The 23456-nt window shown below is 67.0% G+C and carries 15 protein-coding genes; 10 read left to right on the top strand and 5 right to left on the bottom strand.

The window, feature by feature from the left end; genetic code table 11:
• Nucleotides 1–43: 43 nt before the first annotated feature.
• Nucleotides 44–4618, bottom strand: coding sequence for a hypothetical protein (locus U5N23_RS10690; RefSeq protein WP_322592795.1), 4575 nt, complete (start codon nt 4616–4618; stop codon nt 44–46).
• 319 nt (nt 4619–4937) lie between these two features.
• On the opposite strand from U5N23_RS10690, the gene U5N23_RS10685 reads away from it, so the two are divergent.
• Nucleotides 4938–6203 (top strand): glycosyltransferase, encoded by a 1266-nt coding sequence (locus U5N23_RS10685; protein WP_322592794.1) that lies wholly within the window; start codon nt 4938–4940, stop codon nt 6201–6203.
• Nucleotides 6204–6250: 47 nt separating this feature from the next.
• On the opposite strand, the gene U5N23_RS10680 is transcribed toward U5N23_RS10685, so the two are convergent.
• Nucleotides 6251–7189, bottom strand: coding sequence for a succinylglutamate desuccinylase/aspartoacylase domain-containing protein (locus U5N23_RS10680; protein ID WP_322592793.1), 939 nt, complete (start codon nt 7187–7189; stop codon nt 6251–6253).
• Nucleotides 7190–7300: 111 nt separating this feature from the next.
• Between U5N23_RS10680 and U5N23_RS10675 the strand changes: the two genes are divergently transcribed.
• Complete coding sequence (locus U5N23_RS10675; protein WP_322592792.1) at nt 7301–10408, top strand: WD40 repeat domain-containing protein; 3108 nt, start codon at nt 7301–7303, stop codon at nt 10406–10408.
• A 24-nt stretch (nt 10409–10432) separates the two neighbouring features.
• Here the strand turns inward: U5N23_RS10675 and soxR are convergent, their stop codons facing one another.
• The gene (gene soxR / locus U5N23_RS10670) at nt 10433–10900 is read right to left on the bottom strand and encodes a redox-sensitive transcriptional activator SoxR (protein WP_322592791.1); all 468 of its coding nucleotides are present in this window, start codon (nt 10898–10900) and stop codon (nt 10433–10435) included.
• A gap of 88 nt (nt 10901–10988) precedes the next feature.
• Between soxR and U5N23_RS10665 the strand changes: the two genes are divergently transcribed.
• Both U5N23_RS10665 and U5N23_RS10660 read left to right on the top strand, forming a co-directional pair.
• Complete coding sequence (locus U5N23_RS10665) at nt 10989–11441, top strand: RidA family protein (RefSeq protein ID WP_322592790.1); 453 nt, start codon at nt 10989–10991, stop codon at nt 11439–11441.
• A gap of 117 nt (nt 11442–11558) precedes the next feature.
• Entirely contained in the window at nt 11559–11702 is a 144-nt protein-coding gene (locus tag U5N23_RS10660) for a hypothetical protein (RefSeq protein ID WP_007855012.1), read from the top strand.
• 78 nt (nt 11703–11780) lie between these two features.
• Here U5N23_RS10660 and U5N23_RS10655 read toward each other — a convergent pair whose 3' ends face one another.
• Nucleotides 11781–14072, bottom strand: a complete 2292-nt coding sequence (locus tag U5N23_RS10655) for a putative bifunctional diguanylate cyclase/phosphodiesterase (protein ID WP_322592789.1) — start codon at nt 14070–14072, stop codon at nt 11781–11783.
• A gap of 101 nt (nt 14073–14173) precedes the next feature.
• Nucleotides 14174–15175 (bottom strand): ribosome biogenesis GTPase YlqF, encoded by a 1002-nt coding sequence (gene ylqF / locus U5N23_RS10650; protein WP_322592788.1) that lies wholly within the window; start codon nt 15173–15175, stop codon nt 14174–14176.
• A gap of 114 nt (nt 15176–15289) precedes the next feature.
• Between ylqF and U5N23_RS10645 the strand changes: the two genes are divergently transcribed.
• The 6 genes from U5N23_RS10645 (at nt 15290) to U5N23_RS10620 (ending at nt 23440) form a co-directional block, all read left to right on the top strand.
• Nucleotides 15290–15529 (top strand): hypothetical protein, encoded by a 240-nt coding sequence (locus tag U5N23_RS10645; RefSeq protein WP_322592787.1) that lies wholly within the window; start codon nt 15290–15292, stop codon nt 15527–15529.
• 62 nt (nt 15530–15591) lie between these two features.
• Nucleotides 15592–15759: an oxidoreductase-like domain-containing protein gene (locus tag U5N23_RS10640; RefSeq protein WP_322593220.1), complete on the top strand. Its 168-nt coding sequence runs from the start codon at nt 15592–15594 to the stop codon at nt 15757–15759.
• A 1007-nt stretch (nt 15760–16766) separates the two neighbouring features.
• Nucleotides 16767–18230, top strand: a complete 1464-nt coding sequence (locus U5N23_RS10635) for a DUF3375 domain-containing protein (RefSeq protein ID WP_322592786.1) — start codon at nt 16767–16769, stop codon at nt 18228–18230.
• Between the two features lie 2 nt (nt 18231–18232).
• Nucleotides 18233–18883 carry a DUF4194 domain-containing protein gene (locus tag U5N23_RS10630; protein ID WP_322592785.1) on the top strand — a complete coding sequence of 217 codons (651 nt, stop codon included), beginning with the start codon at nt 18233–18235 and terminating at the stop codon, nt 18881–18883.
• Complete coding sequence (locus U5N23_RS10625) at nt 18876–22250, top strand: ATP-binding protein (protein ID WP_322592784.1); 3375 nt, start codon at nt 18876–18878, stop codon at nt 22248–22250. Before U5N23_RS10630 ends, U5N23_RS10625 begins: the two co-directional genes overlap by 8 nt.
• The gene (locus tag U5N23_RS10620; protein ID WP_322592783.1) at nt 22247–23440 is read left to right on the top strand and encodes a DUF3322 domain-containing protein; all 1194 of its coding nucleotides are present in this window, start codon (nt 22247–22249) and stop codon (nt 23438–23440) included. Before U5N23_RS10625 ends, U5N23_RS10620 begins: the two co-directional genes overlap by 4 nt.
• Nucleotides 23441–23456: the final 16 nt, after the last annotated feature.

Raw genomic sequence — 23456 nt, 5'->3', positions numbered from 1 at the left:
CGCAGTGGTGGGTATTGCCGCAGCGATGCATGCGCCAGTCCTCCTACGCCAGCCACTCCAGATGGAATGCCACCCCTAAGAGTTGCACGGGCATCGCTGGTTGCACGAAGTTGCCCAGTTCACCATACACGTTGTCGGGCAGCCCAGGCTGGTCTTGTGCAACGGTATAGATGGCCTGGCCGATCTGCAGCAACTCGACGTTCCTGACCGTATCCACTTCGCCTGTCAGCTTGTTGCGAATCAGCATGTCCTTTGCACCCGAAGTTGCTCCCTGCACCGTGCTGGGCGTGAGTGCTACCTGGAAATCACCAAGGGCGCCCAGCCACACCGCCATGTCGGTACCAGCGCCCCCGTCTAGTTCGTCATTGCCACCACCCCCCACCAGTGCGTCGTTGCCAGCCCCGCCCTGAAGTTTGTCATTGCCGGAGTTGGCAGACCACCCCGTGTCCCCAAGGCGCTGGCTAACGATCAGGCCCAAGTTGCCCTGCGCATCGGTGATCTGCCCAGCATGGAGGCTGTAGCGAACCAGGGCCAACCAGATGTCCGCCCAACTACCACCGGAAGACAGATGGACCTTGCCCAACTGAAGCAATTCCTCAGTGACGGCTCCACCGCCCCAAACCTGGGTGATAACGGCCTGCAACTGTGCTTGCGTGGATGCATTCTGCATGTCACTCGTATTGATGAAGTACCCATGTGCCAGCGCCGCGAGTTGCTGGCTGGAGAGGCTGCCATCGGCCAGCGTGCCCATTTCACCCAGGGTGGGCAGACGGCCTGCCAGGGCATGGACCAGCAGCGCAGCATCCTTGGCCACTGCGTAATCGTCGTATACCCAGGCAAACCGGGCATCCGAGACAGGGCCGCTTCCATTCGTACCGGCAGGAGCAGACCACACGCCGGTAGCACTGAACCCGCTGGAGTCGGACAGATCGACGTTGTCTGGGGTGAAGCGGACTTGCAATTGTCCCTGTGCGCTGAGCTTGATGTCCCAGGTGCCTGCATCCGATGCGCCACCTTGCAGGATGTCATTGCCATCCCCACCCAGCAACGTGTCGTTGCCCACGCCTCCAACCACCCGATCGTTGCCGCCATCCCCGAACAATTGGTCGTCCCCACCCTTGGAGCCGACTGTGTCGTCGCCTGCACCTCCGTGGACGATGTCGTCCTCGGGGCCCAGCACGATGAACTGGCGTGAGCCGTCGCCGATGACATGGTTGCGGCCTGCCCCCCCAGTGACGGTGGCAGGGCCAATGATGATGGCGAATTCGACATTGCCCAAGTCCAGCACCGTGCCGACAGGCAGGTTGCGGGCGTCGATGACCAGAGCTTCGCCGCGATTCGGGTGGGCCGCATCACCTTCACCGGTGCCGGTGGCTCCGCGGATGACGATGGGCTGGTCGGGTGGCGTAGAAGAGCCGCCGCCTTCCGCCGGCGCCAAGGTCAGCGTGATGGTGCGCACCGTCATCTGGCTGGGGTCAGCAACGGTGGGCACAAACTGGTCAATGCCGTCGCTGATGATCTGCTGCAGGGAGGTGTCTCCGCCGAGCCTGGAGACGGATGCGGCAATGAGCTGTTCACGCAGGGGCAGCGGCGCGCTGCCGGAGCCAACGCTTGTGAACTCGGATGTCAGGCCCACGCCAACCGGCAGGCCGACCAGGACGAGGGGGGCGCCGCTGCTGTCGGAAGCCAGCGGAATATCGGCCAGAGCACCGTTGGGGGTATTGGGATCTTCCGTGCGGTTGGCGGCCACCGGTGCCACGCTCTGGGTGGTTGTCGTTGTTCCGTTCGCGCCCGTGGAGGTGGTGGTCTGGAGGGTGGCGCCATCCACGCCCTGGCCCGTGGCCGGCGGGGTGGTGGGCTCGGGATCTGGAGCCGACACGAGCATGGTGACGGTGATGGGGTTGCCGGCTTCATCGGCCACATTGACACCAGGGTCCGCACCGGCAGCCCAATCCTCCAGCCCCCCGATGGTGTACGACGTGCTGTCGTTGGCGCTGCTGCCGACCTTGTTCAGCAGCGCGTTGACAGCCGTCTTGTCCGCCCCGCTCAAGGTCACGGTGAAACTGGTGCCAGACGTAATTTCGACACTGGCGCCGCTCGTCAGCGTGTACGCGGCTCCTGCGCCGCCCTGGCCAGTGAACTTGAGCTTGTCCAGGGCAATGTCGTTGGCGGCTCCGGACAGCCGGGTCAGGCCAACGCCGGTCACCACAAGCACGCCGGAGATGCTGTCGTAGGTGGCGCTGGTGATTGCCGGAGCAGTCACATTGCTCACGTCGACGCCAGCAGTCGCCACTGCGATGTCAGCATTGGCGATCGCGGTGTTCCAGTCGTCTGCGGCGGAGAGGTTGAAAGCAGTGCCGCCGGTGGAAGTGGTGCCGTTTTTGTTCAGGAACTGGCTGACCGCAGCCCTGTCGGCCGCGCTGAGCGAGAGTGTGAAACTGGTGGCGCTGGTGGCTTCGATGTTCGGCGTGGCGGTCAGCGTGTGGCTGGCACTGCCTTCGCCCCGCAGGGTGAACTTGCTGGCGGTGACGTCGTTGTTGGCGCCAACGGCTGCGACGAGGTTGGCACCAACAACGACCAGGGTGCCGGTGGCCGCATCATAGGTAGCGCTGGTGAACGTGGGCGCAATGACGTTCGAGACGGTAATGGCGTTCGCACCGAGATCGGCCGTGGTCCCATTCATCCAGTTGGCTGCAGCCGCCAGGTTGAAAGTGCTTGCATCGACGGCACTGGTCCCGCTCTTGTTCAGCAGGCCGTTGACGGCCAACTTGTCGGCGGCAGTCAGAGTGACGACAAAGCCCGTGTGACTGCCAGCCGTGACGGCATAGGTGCCGGCCAGCGTGTAACTCCCGCCTTGCCCCGTGATGCCCAGTTTCGTCACATCGACTGCGCCGCCGTTGGTCAGGTCTGTGCCGGTCACGGACAGTATCCCGGTAGCTGCGTCATAGGTCGCGCTGGTGATCGTGGCAGCCACGATGGACGCATTGCTCGTGTCGGCGGTCGTCGCCGTGTTGCCCGCGTTGTCTGTCGCGGTGACGGACACGTTCTTGCTGGAGCCCAAGGAAGCCCCTGGCTGGATCACATACGCCGCCGTCCAGGTACCGCTGCTGTTGGTGGCAGCAACTGCCGCTCCGCCGCCGAAAGCACTGAAGTCAGCACTGACTGCGCTGAGTGTGTCGGTGTTGTTGTCCCCGCCAGCGGTGTTGTTCCATTGGACAGTAACGGTATCACCCACCTTGAAGGCGCCACCGCTGGCACTGCCGCCGGTCAGCGTGATGCTCGCATCGGTCAGGGTGGGCGCTTCATTGTCCACGGTGGCATTGGTCGTGTCGGCGGTCGTGGTCGCCTTGCTGGCGTTGTCAGTGGCGGTGACCGATACATTGCGGTTCGTGAGGTCGATGGCGCCGCCCGCGATGGTGTAGGTCGCTGTCCAGATGCCACTGCTCTGGGTGGCCGAAACCGCACTGCCGCCGCCGAACGCCGAGAAGTCCATCGTCACGCCGGAAATGGGGGCAGCATTGTTGTCGCCACCAGCGGAGTTGTCCCAGCGGGCAGTGACGGTGTCACCGATCTTGAACGAGCCACCCGTTCCGCCCGCACCGGAGATCGTGATGCTGCCATCGGTCACGGCGGGGCCCTGGCCGAGCTTGATTTCGGCAAACGTACTGTTGTTGCTGATCTCGAAGACCTGCGAGGCCGGAGCGTTGGCAAAGACGATGGTGATGTCGGTCCCGCCGCCGAAGGTGCCGTTCTTGTCGAAATCAACCGTCAGCGTTTTCGTGCCGCTGACGTATTGAAGATGGCTCGCTGTGAGGGACTGTGCCGCACCGCCGCTCAGACGGACAATGTCGCCGCTTTCGAAGGTGGTGATGGTGTCGCCATTCGGGTCCAGGAAGATGTCGTCGCCAGTCCCGCCATCGAGCGTGTCTGTACCTGCCCCGCCTGTGAGGGTGTCGTTACCGGCGTCACCGGTCAGGCTGTCATTGTCGTTACCGCCACTGAGCGAGTCCGCGCCGTCCCCACCCAAAAGGGTATCATTGCCGGCATCGCCACTCAGCGTATCGTTGTCAGCACCGGCCTCCAGGCGGTCGGCACCTGCGCCGCCGATGAGGGTGTCGTTGCCGGCATCACCGACAAGGCTGTCGTTCTCGGTACCGCCGCTGAGGGAGTCCGCGCCTTCACCTCCAAGAAGCGTATCGTTGCCTGCATCGCCACGGAACCTGTCGTTACCATCGCCGCCGACCAGACTGTCGTCCCCCGAATTGCCGTAGAGGGAATCAGCGCCAAGGCCGCCAATCAAGGTATCGTTCTGATCGCCCCCGAGCAAAAAGTCATTCAAATTGCCCCCCGTGAAGTGGGCCGAGGAAGTTTCCCCTGTCCATGCGATGCCCACGCCATGCGTGTTCGTCGAAAGCGCGGCGTTGGAGGCATCCAGCAGAGTGGTCGCAGTGCCGCCGTTCACGCCCGCATTGATCACCTCCCACGTGGTGCCATTGATTTGGACAACGATGGGAGCAGTGCCATTGCCCACGTTATCAAGGACGACAAAGCCCCCTGCGTCGATTCGGATGCTTGAATACCCGCTGGTGAAATTTCCGACGATGTAAGAAAACTGCATGATGTACCCAGGGTGTAGGCGCCGGCCCCCAAAATACAGGAGCACTGGCGCGCATTGCGGCAGAAGGCAGACCGTCCTTGCCGAATGTCTGCGATAACGGGATCCAGAGGCTTTGGCGAATGGATTTTGTTAAGGCAGCATGGTATTGCAACTTTATGTAAATGAAATTGCCAAAAGGCACGTTTTACGCATGTAACTACCCGTTCTCACACAGAAATGAGCAGCGAGGCCGACCTGTGCCTCAAGCCCGGCAGGCAGTGAGGGACCTCAAGGCTTGCCGCTCGTTGCGTAAGCGTGTCTTGATGCGGTGCTGCCCGCCATGAAAATTCTGTTCATTCACCAGAATTTCCCTGCCCAGTTCGTGCATCTTGCGCCCGCCCTGGCTGCACTGGGCCACGAGGTCCTGGCCTTGGGCACCCGCGATGAGACGTCCGTCTTGCACGGCGTGCGTTACTGCACCTACCCGTTCGGAGAGCAGCCGAAAGAAAATGCGCCATGGGGTGCATTTACCAAAGGTCTGCAGGGTCGGCTCGCGCGCGCGGACGCGGTGGCCGCAGCCTTGCAGCGGCTCAAGTCGCAAGGCATTGCGCCCGAAGTGGTCATCGCCCATTCGGGTTGGGGCGAGGCGTTCCATGCCAAATCGGTGTTCCCGAATGCCAGGCTCCTGGTCTATGCCGAATACTTCTACGGGACAGCAGGCGGCGACGTGGGTTTCGACCCCGAATTCAGCCAGCCCGGGCTGGCCAGCGCGCAAAAATCCGCCATCAACAACCTGCATTTGATGCAGGCCCTGGTGAATGCGGATTCCGCCGTTTCGCCCACCGAGTTCCAGCGCGCCCAGCACCCACAGGAACTGCAAAGCAAGATCTCCGTGATTCATGATGGCATCGATACACGGCGCTTCGCCCCTAACCCTGCCGCCTGGGTTCAGTTGGGACGCACGGGCCTCACCTTGCGTGTGCAAGATGAAGTCATCACCTTTGTGGCAAGGCAACTGGAGCCCTACCGGGGGTACCACACCTTCATGCGGGCACTGCCGCAGTTGCTTCAATCCCGACCCAGGGCTCGGGTGGTGATCGTGGGTGGCGACGGGGCCAGCTATGGCCCTGCGGCACCGCAGGGAACATCCTGGAAGAATGTGTTCCTAGATGAGGTAAAGGCCGATATGGACATGGGGCGTGTGCATTTCGTGGGCAGGGTGCCGCACGATACGCTCAAGCAACTGCTGCAGGTCTCGACCGTGCACGTGTACCTGACCTACCCATTCGTACTCTCCTGGTCCCTTCTGGAGGCGATGAGCATGGGCTGTCTGGTGGTGGCGTCAGACACGGCACCGGTGCGCGAAGTGATCCGCGATGGACACAATGGCCTGCTCACTGACTTCTTCGACCCCACTGCGTTGGCCGCACGTGTTGCAGATGCTATTGAGAACCGGCTGGCCATGGCGGCACTGAAGGACCGGGCGCGGCAGACTATCGTGGACCGATTTGATCTGCAGGGGGTGTGCTTGCCGAAGGCCCTTCAATGGGCACTGGGGCACGGCGCAGAAGTTGCCGCACCACGGCAGCACACTCCGCCAGGCTGAAGGCCGGCGTATGAAGGCGAGGCTGATACAGACCCGCACCACCTCACTCAGATCGGCCGCGTCAGGTACACCGCCTCGCGCCCCACGATGGGTTCGCGCGTGGGCATCATCACCGTGCAGTCGTCGCACAGCGCGCGGATCTCCACGGTGCCGTCGGTGGCGATGAGTTCGCCCTTGGCGAAGGTCTCGAAGCCTTCCAGCGGCCGGGAGAACGCGAAGTCCGGCGTGAGCACCATGCAGGTCTCCAGCAGCTCGAAGCGGCGCTGTGGGCCGGGCGCGGCGCGGTCGGCGCGCGGTGCGGTCAGGCCGAAGTGGGCGATGAAGTCCTGCGCGACCAGGGTGGCCAGGTCGGCGGCCGACTTCAAAAAGTGCTGGCCGCATTCGACCACCATGGCCACGCCGGCATCGCCCAAGGCGTGGCCGTGGCGGCCATGCTGGATCAGCGGCGTGCCCGAGCCCAGGCCGTTGGGCATGACCATGTGTACGGGCGGCAGGCCGATGGCCAGGGCCGCCGCCGAGTTGCGCTCATAGGCCGGGTAGACCCAGAAGGGCGGCACGTCCTGGCTGGTGGAGTGGATGTCGAGGATGTGGTCGGCCGCAGCCACCACGGGGCGCAGTTCGCGCGCGCGGCGCAGCTCGGGGCTGTCGTCGCTGCCATCGAGCTCGGCCGCCGACCAGACGCGGTTGAGGTTGTGCACCAGCTGGCGGCTCTCGAACGGGCGCGACTCGTCGAACGACTCATACGCCGCGACGTTGGCGAAGCTGATGGTCAGCGTGCCGATGAGCGGGCGCACGCCGCTGTCGAGCAGGTGCGTGGCCGCGACCATGCCGCAGATCTCGTTGCCGTGCGTGAGCGCGTTGACCAGCACATGGGGGCCGGGCTTGCCCGATTCGAAGCGGTGCACGTAGTCGATGCCGACGTTGCCCTGGCGGTAGGCGGACAGGTCGCGGGGCAGCACTTCAAACAGGGGCGGGTTCTGACTCATGGCTGTGATGGAGCGTTTAATTAATAAGACAACACATCATTGTCGACCCAAAACGCAGCGCTTGCACGCGGTGTACGATGCCCGCCGACTGTTCATCGCCCTGAAAGCACCATGCCCAGCCTGCGTTTTGCCCCCCTGGCCGATGTGGCCCACCTGCTCCCCGCCGAATGCCGGATCGCCAAGCGCCTGCGCGACGACCCCGAGGAACTGGCCGGTGAAACCGCCGCCTGGATCACTGGCGACGTGCAGTGGCCCGAACTGCACCTGGACACACCGCTCGTGGCCGATGGCGGCCTGCACCGGCTGGCGCAGGCCCAGCCCGACGCCGCCCCCCTGCCGCGCCGCGCGCCCTGCCTGGTCCTCGTCGAAGGCAGCCTGCGCATCAACGGCGCGCTGAGCGCCAGCGACACCGATGGCACGGCGAACCTGGTAGTGCTGGGCAGCCTGCAGGTGCAGCACGCGGTGATCGGCGGGCAACTGCTGTACGTGCAAGGTGCGCTCACGGTGGACGAGCTGCTCTGGGGCCACAACAACCATGGCGACCTGCAGGTGAACGGCGGCCTCACCGCGCGCGTGGCACTGTTCACCGACGAGTACCACGTGCAGGTGGCGGGCGGCGAGCAGGTGGAGTTTCTGCTCGACGAGACGCGCGGCGTGCCCAGCCTGGCGGAGTTTTCCGCCGAGGTGGCAGGCCTGGTGTTTGTGCCCGAGTTCTTCGATGGCATCGACGACGGTGCGGACGGCATCGGCGCCTTGCTCGACCGTGACCGCGTGGTAGAGGCCGTGCGCACTGGCGAGAGCCCCCTGCGCTCCAGCGCCGAGATCGCCGCCGACATGCCGCTGGCCAGCGACCTCTTCGCCGACGAAGCCATCAGCGTGGCCAACATCCTGGCGGTGGTGAATTCACCCATCGTCACGCACAAGGAGAAGAAGGCGCCTGGCTGGTTTGGCCAGACCGATTTTTCGCTGTGCCGCCGGCATGTGGATGCCGATGGCGACCAGCGCGACGACAACGTGTTCATCACCGTCTGGAAGACCTGGGACTTCTACCTTTCGGTGGAGCACGAGCCCCAGCGCACCGGCCTGCTGGCACGCCTGGCGGCTGCCGTGCTGCGCCGGCCCATCCCGTTCACCGAGGTGGCCACGCTGCTCTACCGCAGCTACACCGAGGGCACGCCCGACGGCTGGAAGGTGCTGGACGATGGGGCGCCGGCCGAGGCGCGGGCGGCCGCGACCCGGGCCTGGCGTGGTGTGCTCGACTATGTGCGCCGTGCGGTGGGCCAGTCGCGCGCCGGCTACCCGCTCTACCACCGGCTGCAGGCCGAGCTCACGCCCCGGCGCATCGAGCAGTTCACCAGCCTGCCCTACTTCACCGAGGAGTACAACGACTGGTGGGACAGCGACAAGAACGGCGAGTGGCATGGCGACGTGTGGGTGGGTGCGCGCCAGCCCTGCCTGCACGAGGGCGAGCCCTACGGCCGCGCGCTCAAGCTCAGCTGGGAGAACGGCGAACCCCGGCCCGGCGACGATCCGGACGACGCCTACGGCGCCTACCAGCTCGACATCGACGAAGCCCGCGCAGGCCCGCCAGTGGTGGAGTTCAAGTACACCCAGCGGCAGAGCGAGGCCCGGACCACGCTGCCGCGCGGTGCGGTGGACCACATCGCGCGGCTGCTGCGCCTGTACGCCCAGGTGGAGGCCAGGATCCAGGGCACGCACGAGCAGCAGCAGGCGCACCAGGCCGAACAGCGCCGCATCGAGGCCGCCGTGCAGTTGCTGGCCACGCCACCGCTGGCGCACGACCTGCCGGACGCGGCCGTGTTCCCGGCCGAGCTGATGCTGCTTTCCGGGCAATGGCAGGCCGACGGCGAAGCCTATGTGGCCGCGATCCGCGCGCACCAGTTCGCGATGACCGCCCGTGCGGACGAAAAGGACGAAGAAGACGAAGTGGACGAAGGTGACGAGGATGAAGACCCGCCCGAGGCCGACCTGCCGGACGACCCGCGCAAGGCCAGCGCGCCCACCGTGCTGCAACTGGCCCGCGTGGTGAACCGGCATGCCGATGCGTTGCTGGCCGAGCGCTTTCGCCAGCGCTTTGCCTTTGCCCCCGATGCCTACGTGCGCACGGCGTCCAAGGCCGGCCAGTTCATCGGCCCGGTCTTCCTGCTGGCGGACGGCCGCATCCTCGCGCGCATCGGCCCCAGCTACAGCAAGTCGGTGCACTGGGTGCAGATCGAGGGCGCCGCGCTGACCCGGCTGCCGGCCCTCAAGGGCCTGGGGCGCTCGGCCGATGGCGGCTGCTTTGCGCAGAGCGATGGCACGCACATCACCACGCACCGGGGCTTTGGCGGCGCGCAGATCGCGCAACTGCCGCTGCCACGCGGCAACGAGGGCATCCCCGAGTCCATGGGACTGGTGGCAGGATCATTGGGCCAGCGCTGCGACGAGATCATTCCCTTCAACGACGGCCAGCGCGTGCTGCTGCGCAACCCCACCGGGGTGTACCTGGTCAGCGTGGCGCAGGGCGTGCAGCGCCTTCACCCGCAGGAGTTCGACGAGGGCGACGGCGACGAGGACGATGGCGGCCCCTACACCTGGCCCAAGAACCACCAGGACGCGGCCGACGGCGAGCCCCTGGGCAGCCTGCTGGCCATGGACATGCTGCACATGGCCCTGTCGCCCGACGAGCGCTTCATCGCCGTGGGCGACCAGGACAGCGCCCACATCCTGCTCGGCGCGCAGGATGGCCGGCCGCTGCGCACGCTCGACACCCAGTCCTCATACCCGCACCACGCCCGCTTCTCGCACGATGGCGCGCGGCTGTGGTTCAACTCCTGCCACCTGTACAACGGCATCACCATCGCCACGCCCGTGGATGCGGTGGGCGACACCGAGGGCACGGTGGTCAATGCGCAGTGGCGCGTGTACGCCTCGGCCACCCTGCCCGGCATGGTGGTCCTGGGCGACGCCAGCGGCTATGTGTACGCCATGGACGATGAAGGCCACACGCTGTGGCGCCACCATGTGGGCAGCAGCATCAGCGCCATCGAGGCATCGGGGGACGGGAGCACGCTGCTGGTGGGCAGCTATGGCGGCTACCTGGCCGTGCTGCAGCGCACGGAGACGGGGCTGGACCCCTACTCCATCGGCACCTCGCCCTATGCGGAGGTGAGCCGCTGGATTTTCTGGAACAACGAGAACGCACCGCTGCGCTGGTAAGCGGCAACGCTGCGCACGCACCGATCAGAAATGCGGACCGGGGCCTTCCTGGGCCAGCGCATCCTGCGCATTGCGCAGCGGGCAGACCTTGAGCGACAGGCAGCCGCAGCCGATGCAGCCATCGAGCTGGTCGCGCAGCGACGTGAGCGTGCGGATGCGCTCGTCGAGGTCCTCGCGCCAGCGCTCCGAAAGCCGGCGCCAGTCGGCCACCGTGGGCGTGCGGCCCGCGGGCAGGGCCTGCAGCGCCTCTGCAATGGCCGCCAGCGGCACGCCCATGCGCTGGGCCACCTTGATCACCGCCACCCGGCGCAGCACCGAGCGCGGGTAGCGCCGCTGGTTGCCCGCGCTGCGCACGCTGGCGATCAGGCCACGGGTTTCGTAGAAATGCAGGGCCGACACCGCCAGCCCGCTGCGCCGCGCCACCTCGCCCACCGACAGATCGGCGGCCAGCTCTGCCATGGAATCGCCCTGTGCGTCGCCCTGCTGCTTCATGACCCTGCTCCTGAAATTGCCCGTTGACCTCAACTTAACTTGAGGTTGAATACTACCAGCCTCTTCCACGATTTTCAGGACCACACCCATGTCGCAGATCGCTTCGCGCCTGTCCCCCGCCCACACCGCCACGCTCGCCCACATCAACCCCGAGGGCGTGTACGACCCGGCACCCAACGGCTATACGCATGTGGTGGTGGCGCCCCTGGCGGGCCGCACGGTCTATGCCTCGGGCCAGGGCGGCGAGAACCTGGCGGGCGAGCTGTCGCCCGACTTTGCCGAGCAGCTCGCGCAGGCACTGGCCAACATGCGCACGGTGCTGGAGGCGGCGGGCGCCAGCGTGCATGACGTGGTGCGGCTCACGCTGCTGGTCGTGGACCACACCGAGGCCCGCCTGGCCCTGTGGACCGAGGCCGCGCGCCGCGTCTGGGGCGATGCGCCCACGCCCGGCTGCACCCTGATCCCCGTGCCACGCCTGGCGCTCGACGGCATGCTGGTCGAGGTGGAGGCCACGGCCGTGGTCGCAGCGGCGCGGGGGTGACACCTTCCTGCGGCCCGCAGGCCCGAAAAAGAGCCTGCCCCCGTCATCCCGGGCACCCTGGTTGTGGCGTACCATGCTGCGCAGCGGTCCCATCCGGAGACCCACACAGGAGGACCCATGGCCAAAGGTGAACAGCGCAGCAACAAGATGGCGAAAAAGCCCAAGAAGGACACGTCGATTCCCAAGGAATCCCACGGCTCCGACCGCCCCATGCCGCCCGTGACGGCCGTGCTGCCACGCGGCAAGGACAAGAACAAGTAAGAAAGTCCGGCGACTCCCGTTGCCGTACCGAAGGAAGGCCCCCGCTGTCCCAGGCAGCGGGGGCCTTCTTTTTTTGAGTCAGATGAGGGGCCCCGGAGCCAGCCTGGCCAGCCAGTCCTCCTGCGGCTCGGGCCGGCCGAACAGGTAGCCCTGGTAGAAGATGCCGGGCGCGCGCTGGCGCAGGAAGTCGGCCTGGGCACGCGTCTCCACCCCTTCGGCCACCACGCGCAGCCCGAAGTGGCTGGCCACCGACAGGATGCCCTCGACCAGCACCCCATCGTCGGCGTTGGTGGGCGCCTCGTGCACGAAGCTGCGGTCGATCTTGATCTCGCGGATCGGCAGGCGCTTGAGGTAGGCCAGCGACGAGTAGCCCGTGCCGAAGTCGTCGAGCGAGAACTCCACGCCCAGCGCAGCCAGCTCGCGGATCTTGGCCACGGCATCGTCGAAATCGTCGATCACCAGGCCCTCGGTGACCTCCAGCGTGAGCAGGGACGGATCGGCCCCCGAGGCGGCCAGCAGCGAACGCAGCTGGGGGATGAACCCTGCCTGGCGGAACTGGCGCGCGCTGAGGTTGACCGACAGGCGCAGGCCCCGCTCGCGCATGGCCGGAAGGGCCAGCAGTGCCAGCGAATGCGCCAGCACCCAAGTGCCCAGGCTCACGATCAGGTCGGACTCTTCGGCAATGGGGATGAAGGCGCCGGGCGCCAGCAGCCCGTCGCGCGGATGCTGCCAGCGCACCAGCACCTCGGCCCCCGTGAGCTGGCCCTGCGCATCCACCTGCGACTGCAAAAACAGCCGCAGCTCGTCGCCCGCGATCGCCTGGCGCAGCGTGCGCTCCACCAAAAAGCGCTGCTCCACCGCCTCGCCCATGCCCTCCTCGAAGAAGGCCGAGCGCCCACCCCCTGCCTGCTTGGCCCGGTGCAGCGCGGTGCCCGCGCGGCGCAGCGCCTCCTGCGGCGAATCGGCCGGGCTCTGCGGGTACAGGGTGATGCCGACGCTGGCACCGAGCTGCGCCTCGTCGGCATAGCCCTCCAGGCGCAGCGGCTGCAGCAGTTGCGCCTGCACCTGCTCGGCAAAGGCCAGCGCGCGGCGGCTGGCCTGCGGAGCCTGGGTCGCCAGGTCGTGCAGCACGATGGCGAACTCATCGCCGGCCACGCGCACCAGCAGGCCCTGCTCGGGCAGCAGCTCCGACAGGCGCAGCGCCACGGCGCACAGCAGGCGGTCGCCCATTTCGCTGCCGCGCGCGTCGTTGAAGGTGGTGAAACGGTCCAGGTCCAGCAGCACCAATGCGTGCAGCGCCCCCGGTGCGCCAGGGGCTCGGCCCGTGCGCCACTGCAGGGTGGCCAGCCGGTCCACCAGCATCCGGCGGTTGGGCAGGCTGGTCAGGGCGTCGAAATGCGCCAGGCGGTGGATCTCCTCGGCCGCGCGCTTGCGCTCGGTGATGTCCTGCTTGAGCTCCACGTAGTGGCTGATGTGCCCGTCGGTCTGGCGGATGGGGGCCACCACCACGGCCTCGATGATCTCCGCGCCGTCCTTGCGGCGGTTGACCTGCTCGCCCGCCCAGTTCTCGCCGCGCGCCAAGGTATCGCGCAGGCCCAGGCGCTGGGCCGCGGCCATGCCGTTGCTCGACACCAGGGCCGAGGGCTGGCCCAGCACCTCGTCGCGTGCATAGCCCGTGCGGGCCAGGAAGGCGGCGTTGACGTACTCGATGCGCCCGGTCAGGTCGGTGATGGCAATGCTCTCGGGGCTTTGCTCCACGGCGCGCAGCAGCTTGCGCAGCTCGGCCTCGCTGGCGGCCAGGCTCGACGCGGTGTGCTGCGCCTCCTGCACGCGGCGCAGGTAGCTGCGCCGCGACAGCAGCGTGGCTGCGGCCGTCACGGCCAGGATGCCGGTGAGGTAGGCCAGGTAGGCCAGGCGGTTGCCGTAGCGCGCGTCCGGCAGCCAGCCGCGCAGGTCGGCCCAGAGGAAGAACAGCAGCAGCACGCCCGTGCAGCCGGTGAGCCACAGCGTGGCGCGTGCGCCCAGGATCCAGCCGGCAAACACGATCAGCACCGGAAAATTGAGCAGGTTGGGCCCGCGCAGGCCGCCATTGGTGGCCGCCACCAGCGCCACCACGCCCCACACCCCCCAGACCAGCACCAGCGCCGCCTGGTGCCAGCGCCCCATGTGGCCCAGCACCACGGCCAGCGCCCCCATGGCACCCGCGCCCAGGTTGAGCAACACGTGCGTCCAGGACAGGGGGCTGTCCAGCAGCAGCAGCGCGGCGATCAGGGTCCCGGTGACCGCAACCACCCACGAGCCGGCGCGCACCAGCTGCTGCGTGGTGGAGTCGTCTCGATCAGAGGGCAACAGGTGGGCAACAGCGCGCATGGTGGTAGCGGTGGCAACCGGTGATAGGCCATGGTAACGCGATAACCCGCGCCTATCGAGTCCTCAATTGCCACCGGCCGGGCAGCCAGCGCCACCGCCCGTCAATCGGCGGGCGGTGGCGGCCCGGCGCCGTCGCCGCTGTCGCTGCCAGGTGCCGGCTCGCGCACGCCCGAGCCCTTGCCTTTGGACTTGGCGCGCGCATCCTTCTTGGCCTGGCGCTTGGCGTCCTCGGCCAGGCCGACGGCGCGCCAGGCCTCGAACTCGTCGGGCGTCTCCAGCGTGATGCGCCCCAGGATGGCGGTGCGGAAGTCGGTCATCACGATCTCGGCCGTCTTTTGCAGGTTCACCCGGCCGCCGCCCAGCATGGCGCCGCGCTTGCGACCGATGGCTTCGAGCAGCTCCTCATCGTGCATGGTGGCCATGGCGCCCGCGGGCAGGCCGAGCTTGTAGCGCGCCTCCAGCAGCGGTGCGTAGTGCTGCTGCAGGCGGCGCAGCAGCTCCAGCGCCACCAGTTCCTCGTCGTAGGCATTGCGCCCCACGGCGCCGCTGGCGGCCAGGTTGTAGCCGCTTTCGGGAATGATGATGCGCGGCCACAGCATGCCGGGCGTGTCCCACAGGTAGAAGTCGTCGGCCAGCGTGATGCGCTGCTCGATCTTGGTGATGCCGGCCTCGTCGCCGGTCTTGGCCTGGCGCTTGTTGGTCAGGGTGTTGATCAGCGTGGACTTGCCCACGTTGGGCACGCCGCAGATCAGCACGCGCATGGGCTTGGCCATGCCGCCCCGGTTGGGCGCCAGCCGGTGGCAGCCGTCGATGAGCTTGCGCGCGGGCGCTGCCTCCGACGCATCGAGCGCCACGGCGCCCGTGCTGAGCTGGGCGTTGTACCAGTCGAGCCACAGCGCCGTGCGCGCGGGGTCGGCCACGTCCTGCTTGTTGAGCACCTTGAGCGTGGGCTTGTGCCCCGTGAGCTCCACCAGCAGCGGGTTGGCGCTGGAGCCGGGCAGGCGCGCGTCCAGCACCTCGATCACCACGTCGATGTCCTTGACACGTTCGGTGATGGCTTTCTTGGTCAGGTGCATGTGACCGGGGAACCACTGGATGGCCATGCGGGGGGTACTTTCTTGAGCGTGCGGAGCGGGAATCAGGGTGGGAAGGATAATCGCGGTTGGCCCCAACGCTTTCCGCGCGGTTTTTCGGCGCCCGCTTTTGCCCTCATTTCCATGCCAACCAACAACACCCCACGCACCTCCACCCAGGCCAAGGCCGACAAGGAGATGCTGTTCAAGGGCGTCACCTGCGCCCTCATCGGCCTGGTGATCCTGCTGGCGCCCTATGTGGCGCGTTCGGGCAGCGTGCGCGACCTCATGGCCCAGGCCACGCTGGTGGGCTGGTTCGCGCTGGTGCTGGGCGGCGGCTTCATCGTGAACTACCTGCAGCGCAGGGCCAAGCGCAAGCCGTGAGCGGCACCACCGCCACCAGCGGCGTGCCCGCCCGCGCGACCGACGCTGCGTCGGCCCAGGCGATGTTCGCACAGTTGCAGCAGCGGGCCGTCGCCGCAGGCATCACCTTGCGCGCGCCACCGCCCGAGCCTACGAGCTGCTGTGGGCGGGGGTGCAATGGGTGTGTGTGGGAGGGGTTTCTGGATGCGGCCGATTACTGGCGCGAGGAGGCGCTGCTGCAGTTGGTTTGAGGGCGGGCCTCTCGTCCCGGCGGCCCAAGTGTGGATCGGAGGCTTGGTCTTCGTGGTTGACGCATGCCTTGATTGAGTGCGGGAGCCGGGGTGTGCGCCCGGCGGCGCACCCACCTTCTTTTGCGTCGCCAAAAGAAGGTGGGCCAAGAAAAGGCGACCCCCAGTCTGCGTCCCCCGCACGCCCTGTCGGGCGAACGGGGGCAACCTGCGATGCTCGGAGCTGGGGTGGTGCCGCAGAACTCGCTGCGTTCTTCGAACTCCGCTCAAACAGCTGCGGCAAGTCAGTTCACGAAGCGTGTGTGTCCTTCGGCACACACGCCCACCCCAGCTCCTGCGCTTCTCGGCGCAGCCAGAAGGGGTGGGGAGCGGGGTCAAACACGGCTGCTGCTGCGCAGCTGCGCCTGGGGTCGGGGACGCGCGCGGCGCGCGCTGCCGACGGGTTGGGCGTGATCGCTCTGCCCAGGCCGAGCGCAGCGAAGGCGCAGCGGGCCGAGCGAAGCAATGGCCCGAGTGGAGCCCGCTCCCACCCCCTTCTGACCGTGCCGAGAAGCGCAGGGCCTGGGGTGAGCGCGTGCCGAAGGACACGCGCATCGTTGTCTGGCTTGCCGCAGCTGTTTGAGCGGAGTTCGAAGAACGCAGCGAGTTCTGCGGCACACCCCAGGACCGAGCATCGCAGGCTGCCCCCTCGCCACGGGCGAGGGGGACACGGGCAGCGGGGTCGCCTTTCTTTGGGGTACTTTTCTTTGGCGAAGCAAAGAACAAGTACCTCGGCCGCCGGGCCGAGACCCGGCCTCCGCCCTCAACCACAGCACGCAGCAACCACGAAAGCCAAGCCGTAAACCAACACCCAGACACACCGGACCACTCAAAAGAGGCAAGCACCCAACCCCCAGACGAAGGAGGCAACAAAGAAGACACCCCGGCCGTACCCTAAGATGGCAGGCGCGGCTGAAAAAGTCGCCCGCCCCCTCCCACCCCGCCCCACCGCCTGGCCAATCTCCCCCCCCATGTCCCTGGACCATGCCAAGCTAGACCAGCTGCTGCAAAACCACCCGGCCTGGCGGCTGCTGCGGTCAGACCACGTGGCACTGGTGGCCAGCTTCCTGCACCGGGTCTTCATCACCCCCAATGTGCGCACCATCGCCCAGGCGGACCTGTGCGAAGCGCTCGAAGACGACCTGTACCTGCTGCGCGAGCAGCTGGGGGAGCAGGCATTTCCCAGAACAGCGATGGAGTACCTGAACGACTGGGCCGGCGTGGACAAGGGCTGGCTGCGCAAGTTCTACCGCGTGGGCTCGGACGCCCCGGTGTTCGACATGACGCCGGCCAGCGAGAAAGCCATTGCCTGGCTGGGTACGCTGACCGAACGCAGCTTTGTGGGCACGGAATCGCGGCTGCTCACCCTGTTCGAGCTGCTGCGCCAGATCAGTACCGGCACGCAAACCGATGTGAACCTGCGCCTGCTGGATCTGCAGCGCCAGCGCGATGCAATCGATGCGGAAATATCCCGGGTGCTGTCCGGCAACCTGCCGGTGCTGGGCGACACGGCCGTCAAGGAGCGGTTTGCCCAGTTCACGCAGTTGTCACGCGAGCTGCTCGCGGACTTTCGCGAGGTGGAGCAGAACTTTCGCCTGCTGGACCGCACGGTGCGCGAGCGCATCACCCTCTGGCGGGGCTCTCGGGGCGCGCTGCTGGAGGACATTCTGGGTGAGCGCGACGCCATTGCCGACTCCGACCAGGGCCGCAGTTTCCGGGCCTTCTGGGATTTTCTGATGTCCAGCCAGCGCCAGCAGGAGCTGTCGGCGATGCTGGAGCAGGTCTTGCAGCTGGAGGCCGTGGCGGCCATGCAGCCCGACATGCGGGTGCGCCGTGTGCACCACGACTGGATGGAAGCCGGCGAGCACACCCAGCGCACCGTGGCCCTGCTTTCGCAGCAGCTGCGGCGCTTTCTGGACGACCAGTCCTGGCTGGAAAATCGCCGCATCATGGACCTGATGCGCAACATCGAAGGGCATGCGTTGCGGTTGCGCGATGCACCGCCGCAAGGCCCTGCGATGCACCTGGACACCCCGGGCATCGACATCGCCCTGCCCTTCGAACGCCCCTTGCATGCCCCTGGCGTCAAGACACTGATCGCCAGCATCGCACTGCAGGCCGGGGAGGCCGACATGGACGACGCCGCGCTGTATTCGCAGATCGTCATCGACAAGGCGAAGCTCGCCCAGCAGATCCGCCGCGCCCTGCAGCGGCAGGGACAGATCACCTTGGGCGACCTGTGCCAGGCCCACCCGCTGCAGCACGGCCTGGCCGAACTGATCGCCTACCTGCAGCTGGCCAGCAGCAGCTTCGCCTCTGCCGTGGATGAGACCAGCACCGAAACCATCACCTGGAGCGCCGCGCCTGGCCCTGCCTCTGGCGACCCGCCCAGACTCAAGCGCGCACGCCTGCCACGGGTCATTTTTGTAAGGTAAGCATGCAAGAAGACGCTGAAGAAGCCCCGCCCGCACTGCCGACGCACGACCTCTCCACCCTGGTGATCCCGCTGCTCAAGGGGGTCATGTACCAGGAGGGCGACGCCAACTACTGGCATGCCCTGCTGGGGCTGCAGGCGCGGGTGCGCGATTACGTGGGTGTGCTGGGGTTGGCGCTGCACATCGACGAGGCCGAGGGCTTTGCCTACCTGCGGGCGCGCCCGGAGCCGGAAGAACCCACTGCCCCCGTGCCCCGCCTGGTGGCGCGCCGGCCGCTGACCTTCCAGGTCAGCCTCATGCTGGCGCTGCTGCGCAAGAAGCTGCTGGAGTTCGACGCCGTGGGAGGGGACACCCGGCTGGTTCTGTCCCGCGACGAGCTGGTGGAGATGGTGCGCGTGTTCCTGCCCCAGCACAGCAACGAAGCGCGCCTGATCGACCAGATCGACACGCACCTGAACAAGGTCGTCGAACTGGGCTTCCTGCGCCGCCACAAAAGCCCCGTCGGCGGCCAGAGCGCCATGTACGAAGTGCGGCGCATCCTCAAGGCTTTCGTGGACGCGCAGTGGCTGGGTGAATTCGACGAGCGCCTGGCCGCCTACCAGGCGCAGCTGGCAAGCGCCCCCATGCAAACGGCAGAGGCCGCCGATGAATGACCTGCACGCGCAGAACAGCGCAGAGCAAGCCGGCGACGTGCCTCCAGGCGTTCGGCTGCAGCGGTTCGAGGTCTTCAACTGGGGCACCTTCGACGGCCACGTCTGGAGCCTGCACCCCGGCGGCAAGAACGCCTTGCTCACCGGAGACATCGGCTCCGGCAAGTCGACGCTGGTGGACGCCATCACCACGCTGCTGGTCCCGGCGCAGCGCATCGCCTACAACAAGGCCGCTGGCGCGCAGGGCAAGGAGCGATCCTTGCGGTCCTACGTGCTGGGCCACTACAAGTCCGAGCGCAACGAGGCCAGCGGCAGCGCCAAGCCGGTCGCGCTGCGCGACACCGGCACGTATTCCGTCATCCTCGGGGTGTTCCACAACGCCGCCTATGGGCACACGGTGACACTGGCACAGGTGTTCTGGATGAAGGAGCCGCACGGCCAGCCGGCGCGCTTTTACGTCTGCGCCGAGAGCGCCCTGTCCATCACCAGCGATTTTTCCGACTTTGGCAGCGACATCGGCGCCTTGCGCAAGAAGCTGCGCGCCAGGGGCGCCACGCTGCACGAGAGCTTTCCGCCCTACAGCGCCTGGTTTCGCCGGCGCTTTGGCATCGACAACGAGCAGGCGCTGGAGCTTTTTCACCAGACCGTCTCGATGAAGTCCGTGGGCAATCTGACGGGGTTCGTGCGCAGCCACATGCTGGAGCCATTCGACATGGCACCGCCCATTGCGGCACTGATCGGCCACTTCGATGACCTGAGCCGCGCCCATGCCGCCGTGCTCAAAGCGCACAGGCAGGTGGAACTGCTCACACCCCTGGTGGACGATTGCGGACGCCACGATGCGCAGACCGCACACAGCGAGGGCCTGCGGGAATGCCGCGATGCGCTCAAGCCCTGGTTTGCCCAGCAAAAGCTGGTGCTGCTGGAAGAGCGCATTGCCAACCTCGATGACGAGTGGGAGAGCCATGACGGGCGGGTTCAGCGCCTGCAAGGCCAGCGCTCGGCCAAGCAGGCCCTGGAGGGCGAATTGCGCCGCAGCATGGCGGACAACGGCGGCGACCGGCTGGAGCAACTGGCCCAGGAGATCGCCGACAAAGAGGACCAGGCGCAACGGCGCAAGGCCAAGGCCGACAGCTACAACGAACTGGCACGCGCTGCGGGCCTGCTGAGCATGGGCAGCGCCGCCGACTTTCTGGCACAGCGGCAAAGCCTGGCCGGCATGCAGCAACTGGCCCAGGACCGGGAAGCAGCCCTGCAGAACAGCCAGATCGAGGATGAAGTCGCCATGGCCGAAGGGCGACGCACCCACGGGCAACTGCTCGGCGAGATCGCCAGCCTGAAGGCCCGGCGCAACAACATCCCGGCCCACCACATCGCGTTGCGCCACCAGCTGTGCGAGGCCCTGGGCCTGCCAGCACGGGCGCTGCCGTTCGCAGGCGAGCTGCTGCAGGTGCGCGATACCGAGCGCGACTGGGAAGGGGCGGCAGAGCGGCTGCTTGGCGGCTTCGGCATGTCGCTGCTGGTCTCGGACAGCCATTACGCTGCCGTGTCCGAATGGGTCGATGCCACCCACCTCAAGGGGCGGCTGGTGTACTACCGCATCCGCGCGGGCCAGCGCGGCGACCTGCCCGCATTGCACCGCGAATCCCTGGTCCACAAGCTGCAGATCCACCCCGACACGCCGTTCTACGACTGGCTGGAGCGCGAGCTGGCACACCGGTTCGACGTGGCCTGCTGCACCACGCCCGAACAGTTTCGCCGGGAAGCGCACGCCCTGACACGCACCGGGCAGATCAAGTCCCGGGGCGAACGCCATGAGAAGGACGACCGCCATCGCCTGGATGACCGCAGCCGCTACGTGCTGGGCTGGGAGAACACGGGCAAGATCAGCGCGCTGCAGGCCCAGGCCCGGCAGCTCGAAAACCAGTTGGGCGACGTCGGCCAGCGCATTGCGCAGCGGCAGCTGGAGCAGCAGGCACTGAAGCTGCAGATGCGCAACCTCACGCAAATGGATGTGCATGCCGATTTTCGTGATCTGGACTGGCAGCCGCTGGTGGCCGACATCGCCAGGCTGCAGCACGAGCAGCAGGCCCTGCGCGCGGCCTCCGACCTGCTGCGGCATCTGGGAGAGCAACGTGATGCGGTGCTCGAAGAGCTGAAAAGGATCGAGGCCGACATGGACCACCAGCGCGATGCCCGCGCCAGGACCGAGCAGCGGCGCTCCGACGCCCAGGCCCTGCGCAGCCAGACCCAGGCCTTGCAGGCGGACCACCCGCTGCCCGGCGACGCGCACCTGCCGACGCAACTGGAGGCGCTGCGCGCACAGGCACAGCTCGACCAGCGCCTGACACTGGAGTCCTGCGACGCACGTGAGCGCGACCTGCGCGACTGGCTGCAAAAGAAGATCGATGCCGAGGATCTGCAGCTCAAGCGCCTGCGCGAACGCATCATCCGCGACATGTCGGCCTACAAGAACAGCTACCCCCTCGAAACGCAGGAGGTGGACGCCAGCATCGAGGCCAGCCACGAGTACCGCACGATGCTGGACAACCTGCGTGCCGATGACCTGCCGCGCTTCGAGGCCACGTTCAAGAACCTGCTCAACGAGAACACCATCCATGAGGTGGCCATGTTCCTGTCGATGCTGGAGAGGGAGCGGGGAACAATTCTGGACCGCATCGGCCGCATCAACACATCGCTCACGCAGATCGACTACAACCCCGGCCGCACCATCCGCCTGGAGGCGCAGACGGCGCCGGACGTGGACATACGCGATTTTCGCAACGACCTGCGCGCCTGCACCGAAGGCGGCATCACGGGCTCGGACGATGCGCAGTATTCGGAGGCCAAGTTCCTGCAGGTGCAGCGCATCATCGAACGCCTGCGAGGGCGGGAGGGTACGGGCGAAGCGGACCGGCGCTGGTCCGCCAAGGTCACCGACGTGCGCAACTGGTTCGTCTTTGCCGCCAGCGAGCGCTGGCGCGAGGACGACAGCGAGCACGAGCACTACTCCGACTCTGGCGGCAAATCCGGCGGGCAAAAGGAAAAGCTGGCCTACACCATCCTGGCGGCCAGCCTGGCCTACCAGTTCGGGCTGCAATGGGGCGCTGCGCGCTCGCCCCGGTTCCACTTCGTCATGATCGACGAGGCCTTCGGGCGGGGCTCGGACGAATCCGCCCAGTACGGCCTGCAGCTGTTCGCGCAGTTGCAGCTGCAGTTGCTGGTGATCACCCCGCTGCAGAAAATCCACACCATCGAGCCCTTCGTCTCCAGCGTGGGCTTCGTGCACAACGCGGACGGCCGGTCCTCGCAACTGCGCAACCTGTCCATCGAGGAATATCGGGCCTCCCGCCCGGAGGCGGGTGAATGAACTGGAGCCGCCCCGACGATCTGCTGGCGCAGCTCCAAAGGCTCTGGGACCGCGGCGACCTGCTGGCCAGCGTCGTGCCCGCCGCGCCGGACGCCTTGCAGCCCACCCCGCTTTTCCCGCGCCGCCTGGCGCTGCGCGGCCCCAGTTCGGGCGACATCACCGATCAGTTTGCCAGCGTGCGCGCCTGGGTGGCGCAAATCAGGGCGCTGCCCCATTGCCGCGTGGAGATGCGCAGCTTTCGCCACCGCCTTTTCGGCACCAACGAAGTTCCAGACCAGATCTGGGTGGATAGCCTGGACGAGGCCATGGCCTGGCTGGGAAAACGCCGCGACCTGGCACATTTCAACGCCCTGGTGGAAACCACCCGGCAGCAGCAGCCCTTGTTGCTCCCATGGCTTGCACAGCGCCCCCTGCAAGCGCTGGCGCTGTCACACGACTGGCAGCGCCTGCTGGACGTTGTGCAGTGGCTGCAACAGCACCCCCGCCCCGGCATCTACGCACGGCAGATCGATGTGGCGGGCGTGCACAGCAAGTTTGTCGAAGCCCACCGCGCGGTGCTGGCCGATCTGCTCGACCTGGCGCTGCCCGAGGACGCCATCGACCGGGGTGCCTCGGGGGCCGGCCTGTTCGAGGAACGCTACGGCCTGCTGCGAAAGCCCTTGCGCATTCGCCTGCGCCTGCTGGACCCGACTCTGCTTGCAGGGCCTTGGGGCCAGGACGTCACCCTGGACGCAGGGCCCTTCGCCCAATTGCCCCTGGCAGGCGCGCGTGTGTTCATGACCGAGAACGAAACCAACTTCCTGGCCTTCCCTGCGCACCCGCGCAGCCTGGTGGTTTTTGGCGCCGGGTATGGTTTTGACGTTCTGCGGCAGGCGCAATGGCTGGCCCACTGCCCCCTGCACTACTGGGGCGACATCGATACCCACGGCTTCGCCATACTCGACCAGCTGCGCCACCAATGGCCCCATGCCCAGTCATTTCTGATGGACAAGGCCACCTTGCAGGCCCATGCGCCGCTGTGGGGCAGGGAAAAGCAGCCCACCCAGCGCGCGCTGCCCCGCCTGACAGAGGCCGAAGCAGCCCTGTACGACGACTTGCGCGACAACCGGCTGCAAGCCCACCTGCGGCTGGAGCAGGAGCACGTGGGATTCGGGTGGGTGCAGGCGGCGCTGCAGAAGCTGCAGGACTGATCCGCAGCCGCCCCTG

The sequence above is a fragment of the Acidovorax sp. genome (assembly GCF_034519795.1).
Taxonomy (GTDB): Bacteria; Pseudomonadota; Gammaproteobacteria; order Burkholderiales; family Burkholderiaceae_C; genus Acidovorax.
Note: the sequence above shows the minus strand (reverse complement) of the source record. Positions and strands in the feature narration are given on the sequence as shown.

Excerpts from the sequence above, each read along its gene's own strand:
- U5N23_RS10690 (WP_322592795.1), bottom strand. The coding sequence starts at position 4,618 with ATGCAGTTTTCTTACATCGTCGGAAATTTCACCAGCGGGTATTCAAGC.
- U5N23_RS10685 (WP_322592794.1), top strand. The coding sequence starts at position 4,938 with ATGAAAATTCTGTTCATTCACCAGAATTTCCCTGCCCAGTTCGTGCAT.
- U5N23_RS10680 (WP_322592793.1), bottom strand. The coding sequence starts at position 7,189 with ATGAGTCAGAACCCGCCCCTGTTTGAAGTGCTGCCCCGCGACCTGTCC.
- U5N23_RS10675 (WP_322592792.1), top strand. The coding sequence starts at position 7,301 with ATGCCCAGCCTGCGTTTTGCCCCCCTGGCCGATGTGGCCCACCTGCTC.
- soxR (WP_322592791.1), bottom strand. The coding sequence starts at position 10,900 with ATGAAGCAGCAGGGCGACGCACAGGGCGATTCCATGGCAGAGCTGGCC.
- U5N23_RS10665 (WP_322592790.1), top strand. The coding sequence starts at position 10,989 with ATGTCGCAGATCGCTTCGCGCCTGTCCCCCGCCCACACCGCCACGCTC.
- U5N23_RS10660 (WP_007855012.1), top strand. The coding sequence starts at position 11,559 with ATGGCCAAAGGTGAACAGCGCAGCAACAAGATGGCGAAAAAGCCCAAG.
- U5N23_RS10655 (WP_322592789.1), bottom strand. The coding sequence starts at position 14,072 with ATGCGCGCTGTTGCCCACCTGTTGCCCTCTGATCGAGACGACTCCACC.
- ylqF (WP_322592788.1), bottom strand. The coding sequence starts at position 15,175 with ATGGCCATCCAGTGGTTCCCCGGTCACATGCACCTGACCAAGAAAGCC.
- U5N23_RS10645 (WP_322592787.1), top strand. The coding sequence starts at position 15,290 with ATGCCAACCAACAACACCCCACGCACCTCCACCCAGGCCAAGGCCGAC.
- U5N23_RS10640 (WP_322593220.1), top strand. The coding sequence starts at position 15,592 with ATGTTCGCACAGTTGCAGCAGCGGGCCGTCGCCGCAGGCATCACCTTG.
- U5N23_RS10635 (WP_322592786.1), top strand. The coding sequence starts at position 16,767 with ATGTCCCTGGACCATGCCAAGCTAGACCAGCTGCTGCAAAACCACCCG.
- U5N23_RS10630 (WP_322592785.1), top strand. The coding sequence starts at position 18,233 with ATGCAAGAAGACGCTGAAGAAGCCCCGCCCGCACTGCCGACGCACGAC.
- U5N23_RS10625 (WP_322592784.1), top strand. The coding sequence starts at position 18,876 with ATGAATGACCTGCACGCGCAGAACAGCGCAGAGCAAGCCGGCGACGTG.
- U5N23_RS10620 (WP_322592783.1), top strand. The coding sequence starts at position 22,247 with ATGAACTGGAGCCGCCCCGACGATCTGCTGGCGCAGCTCCAAAGGCTC.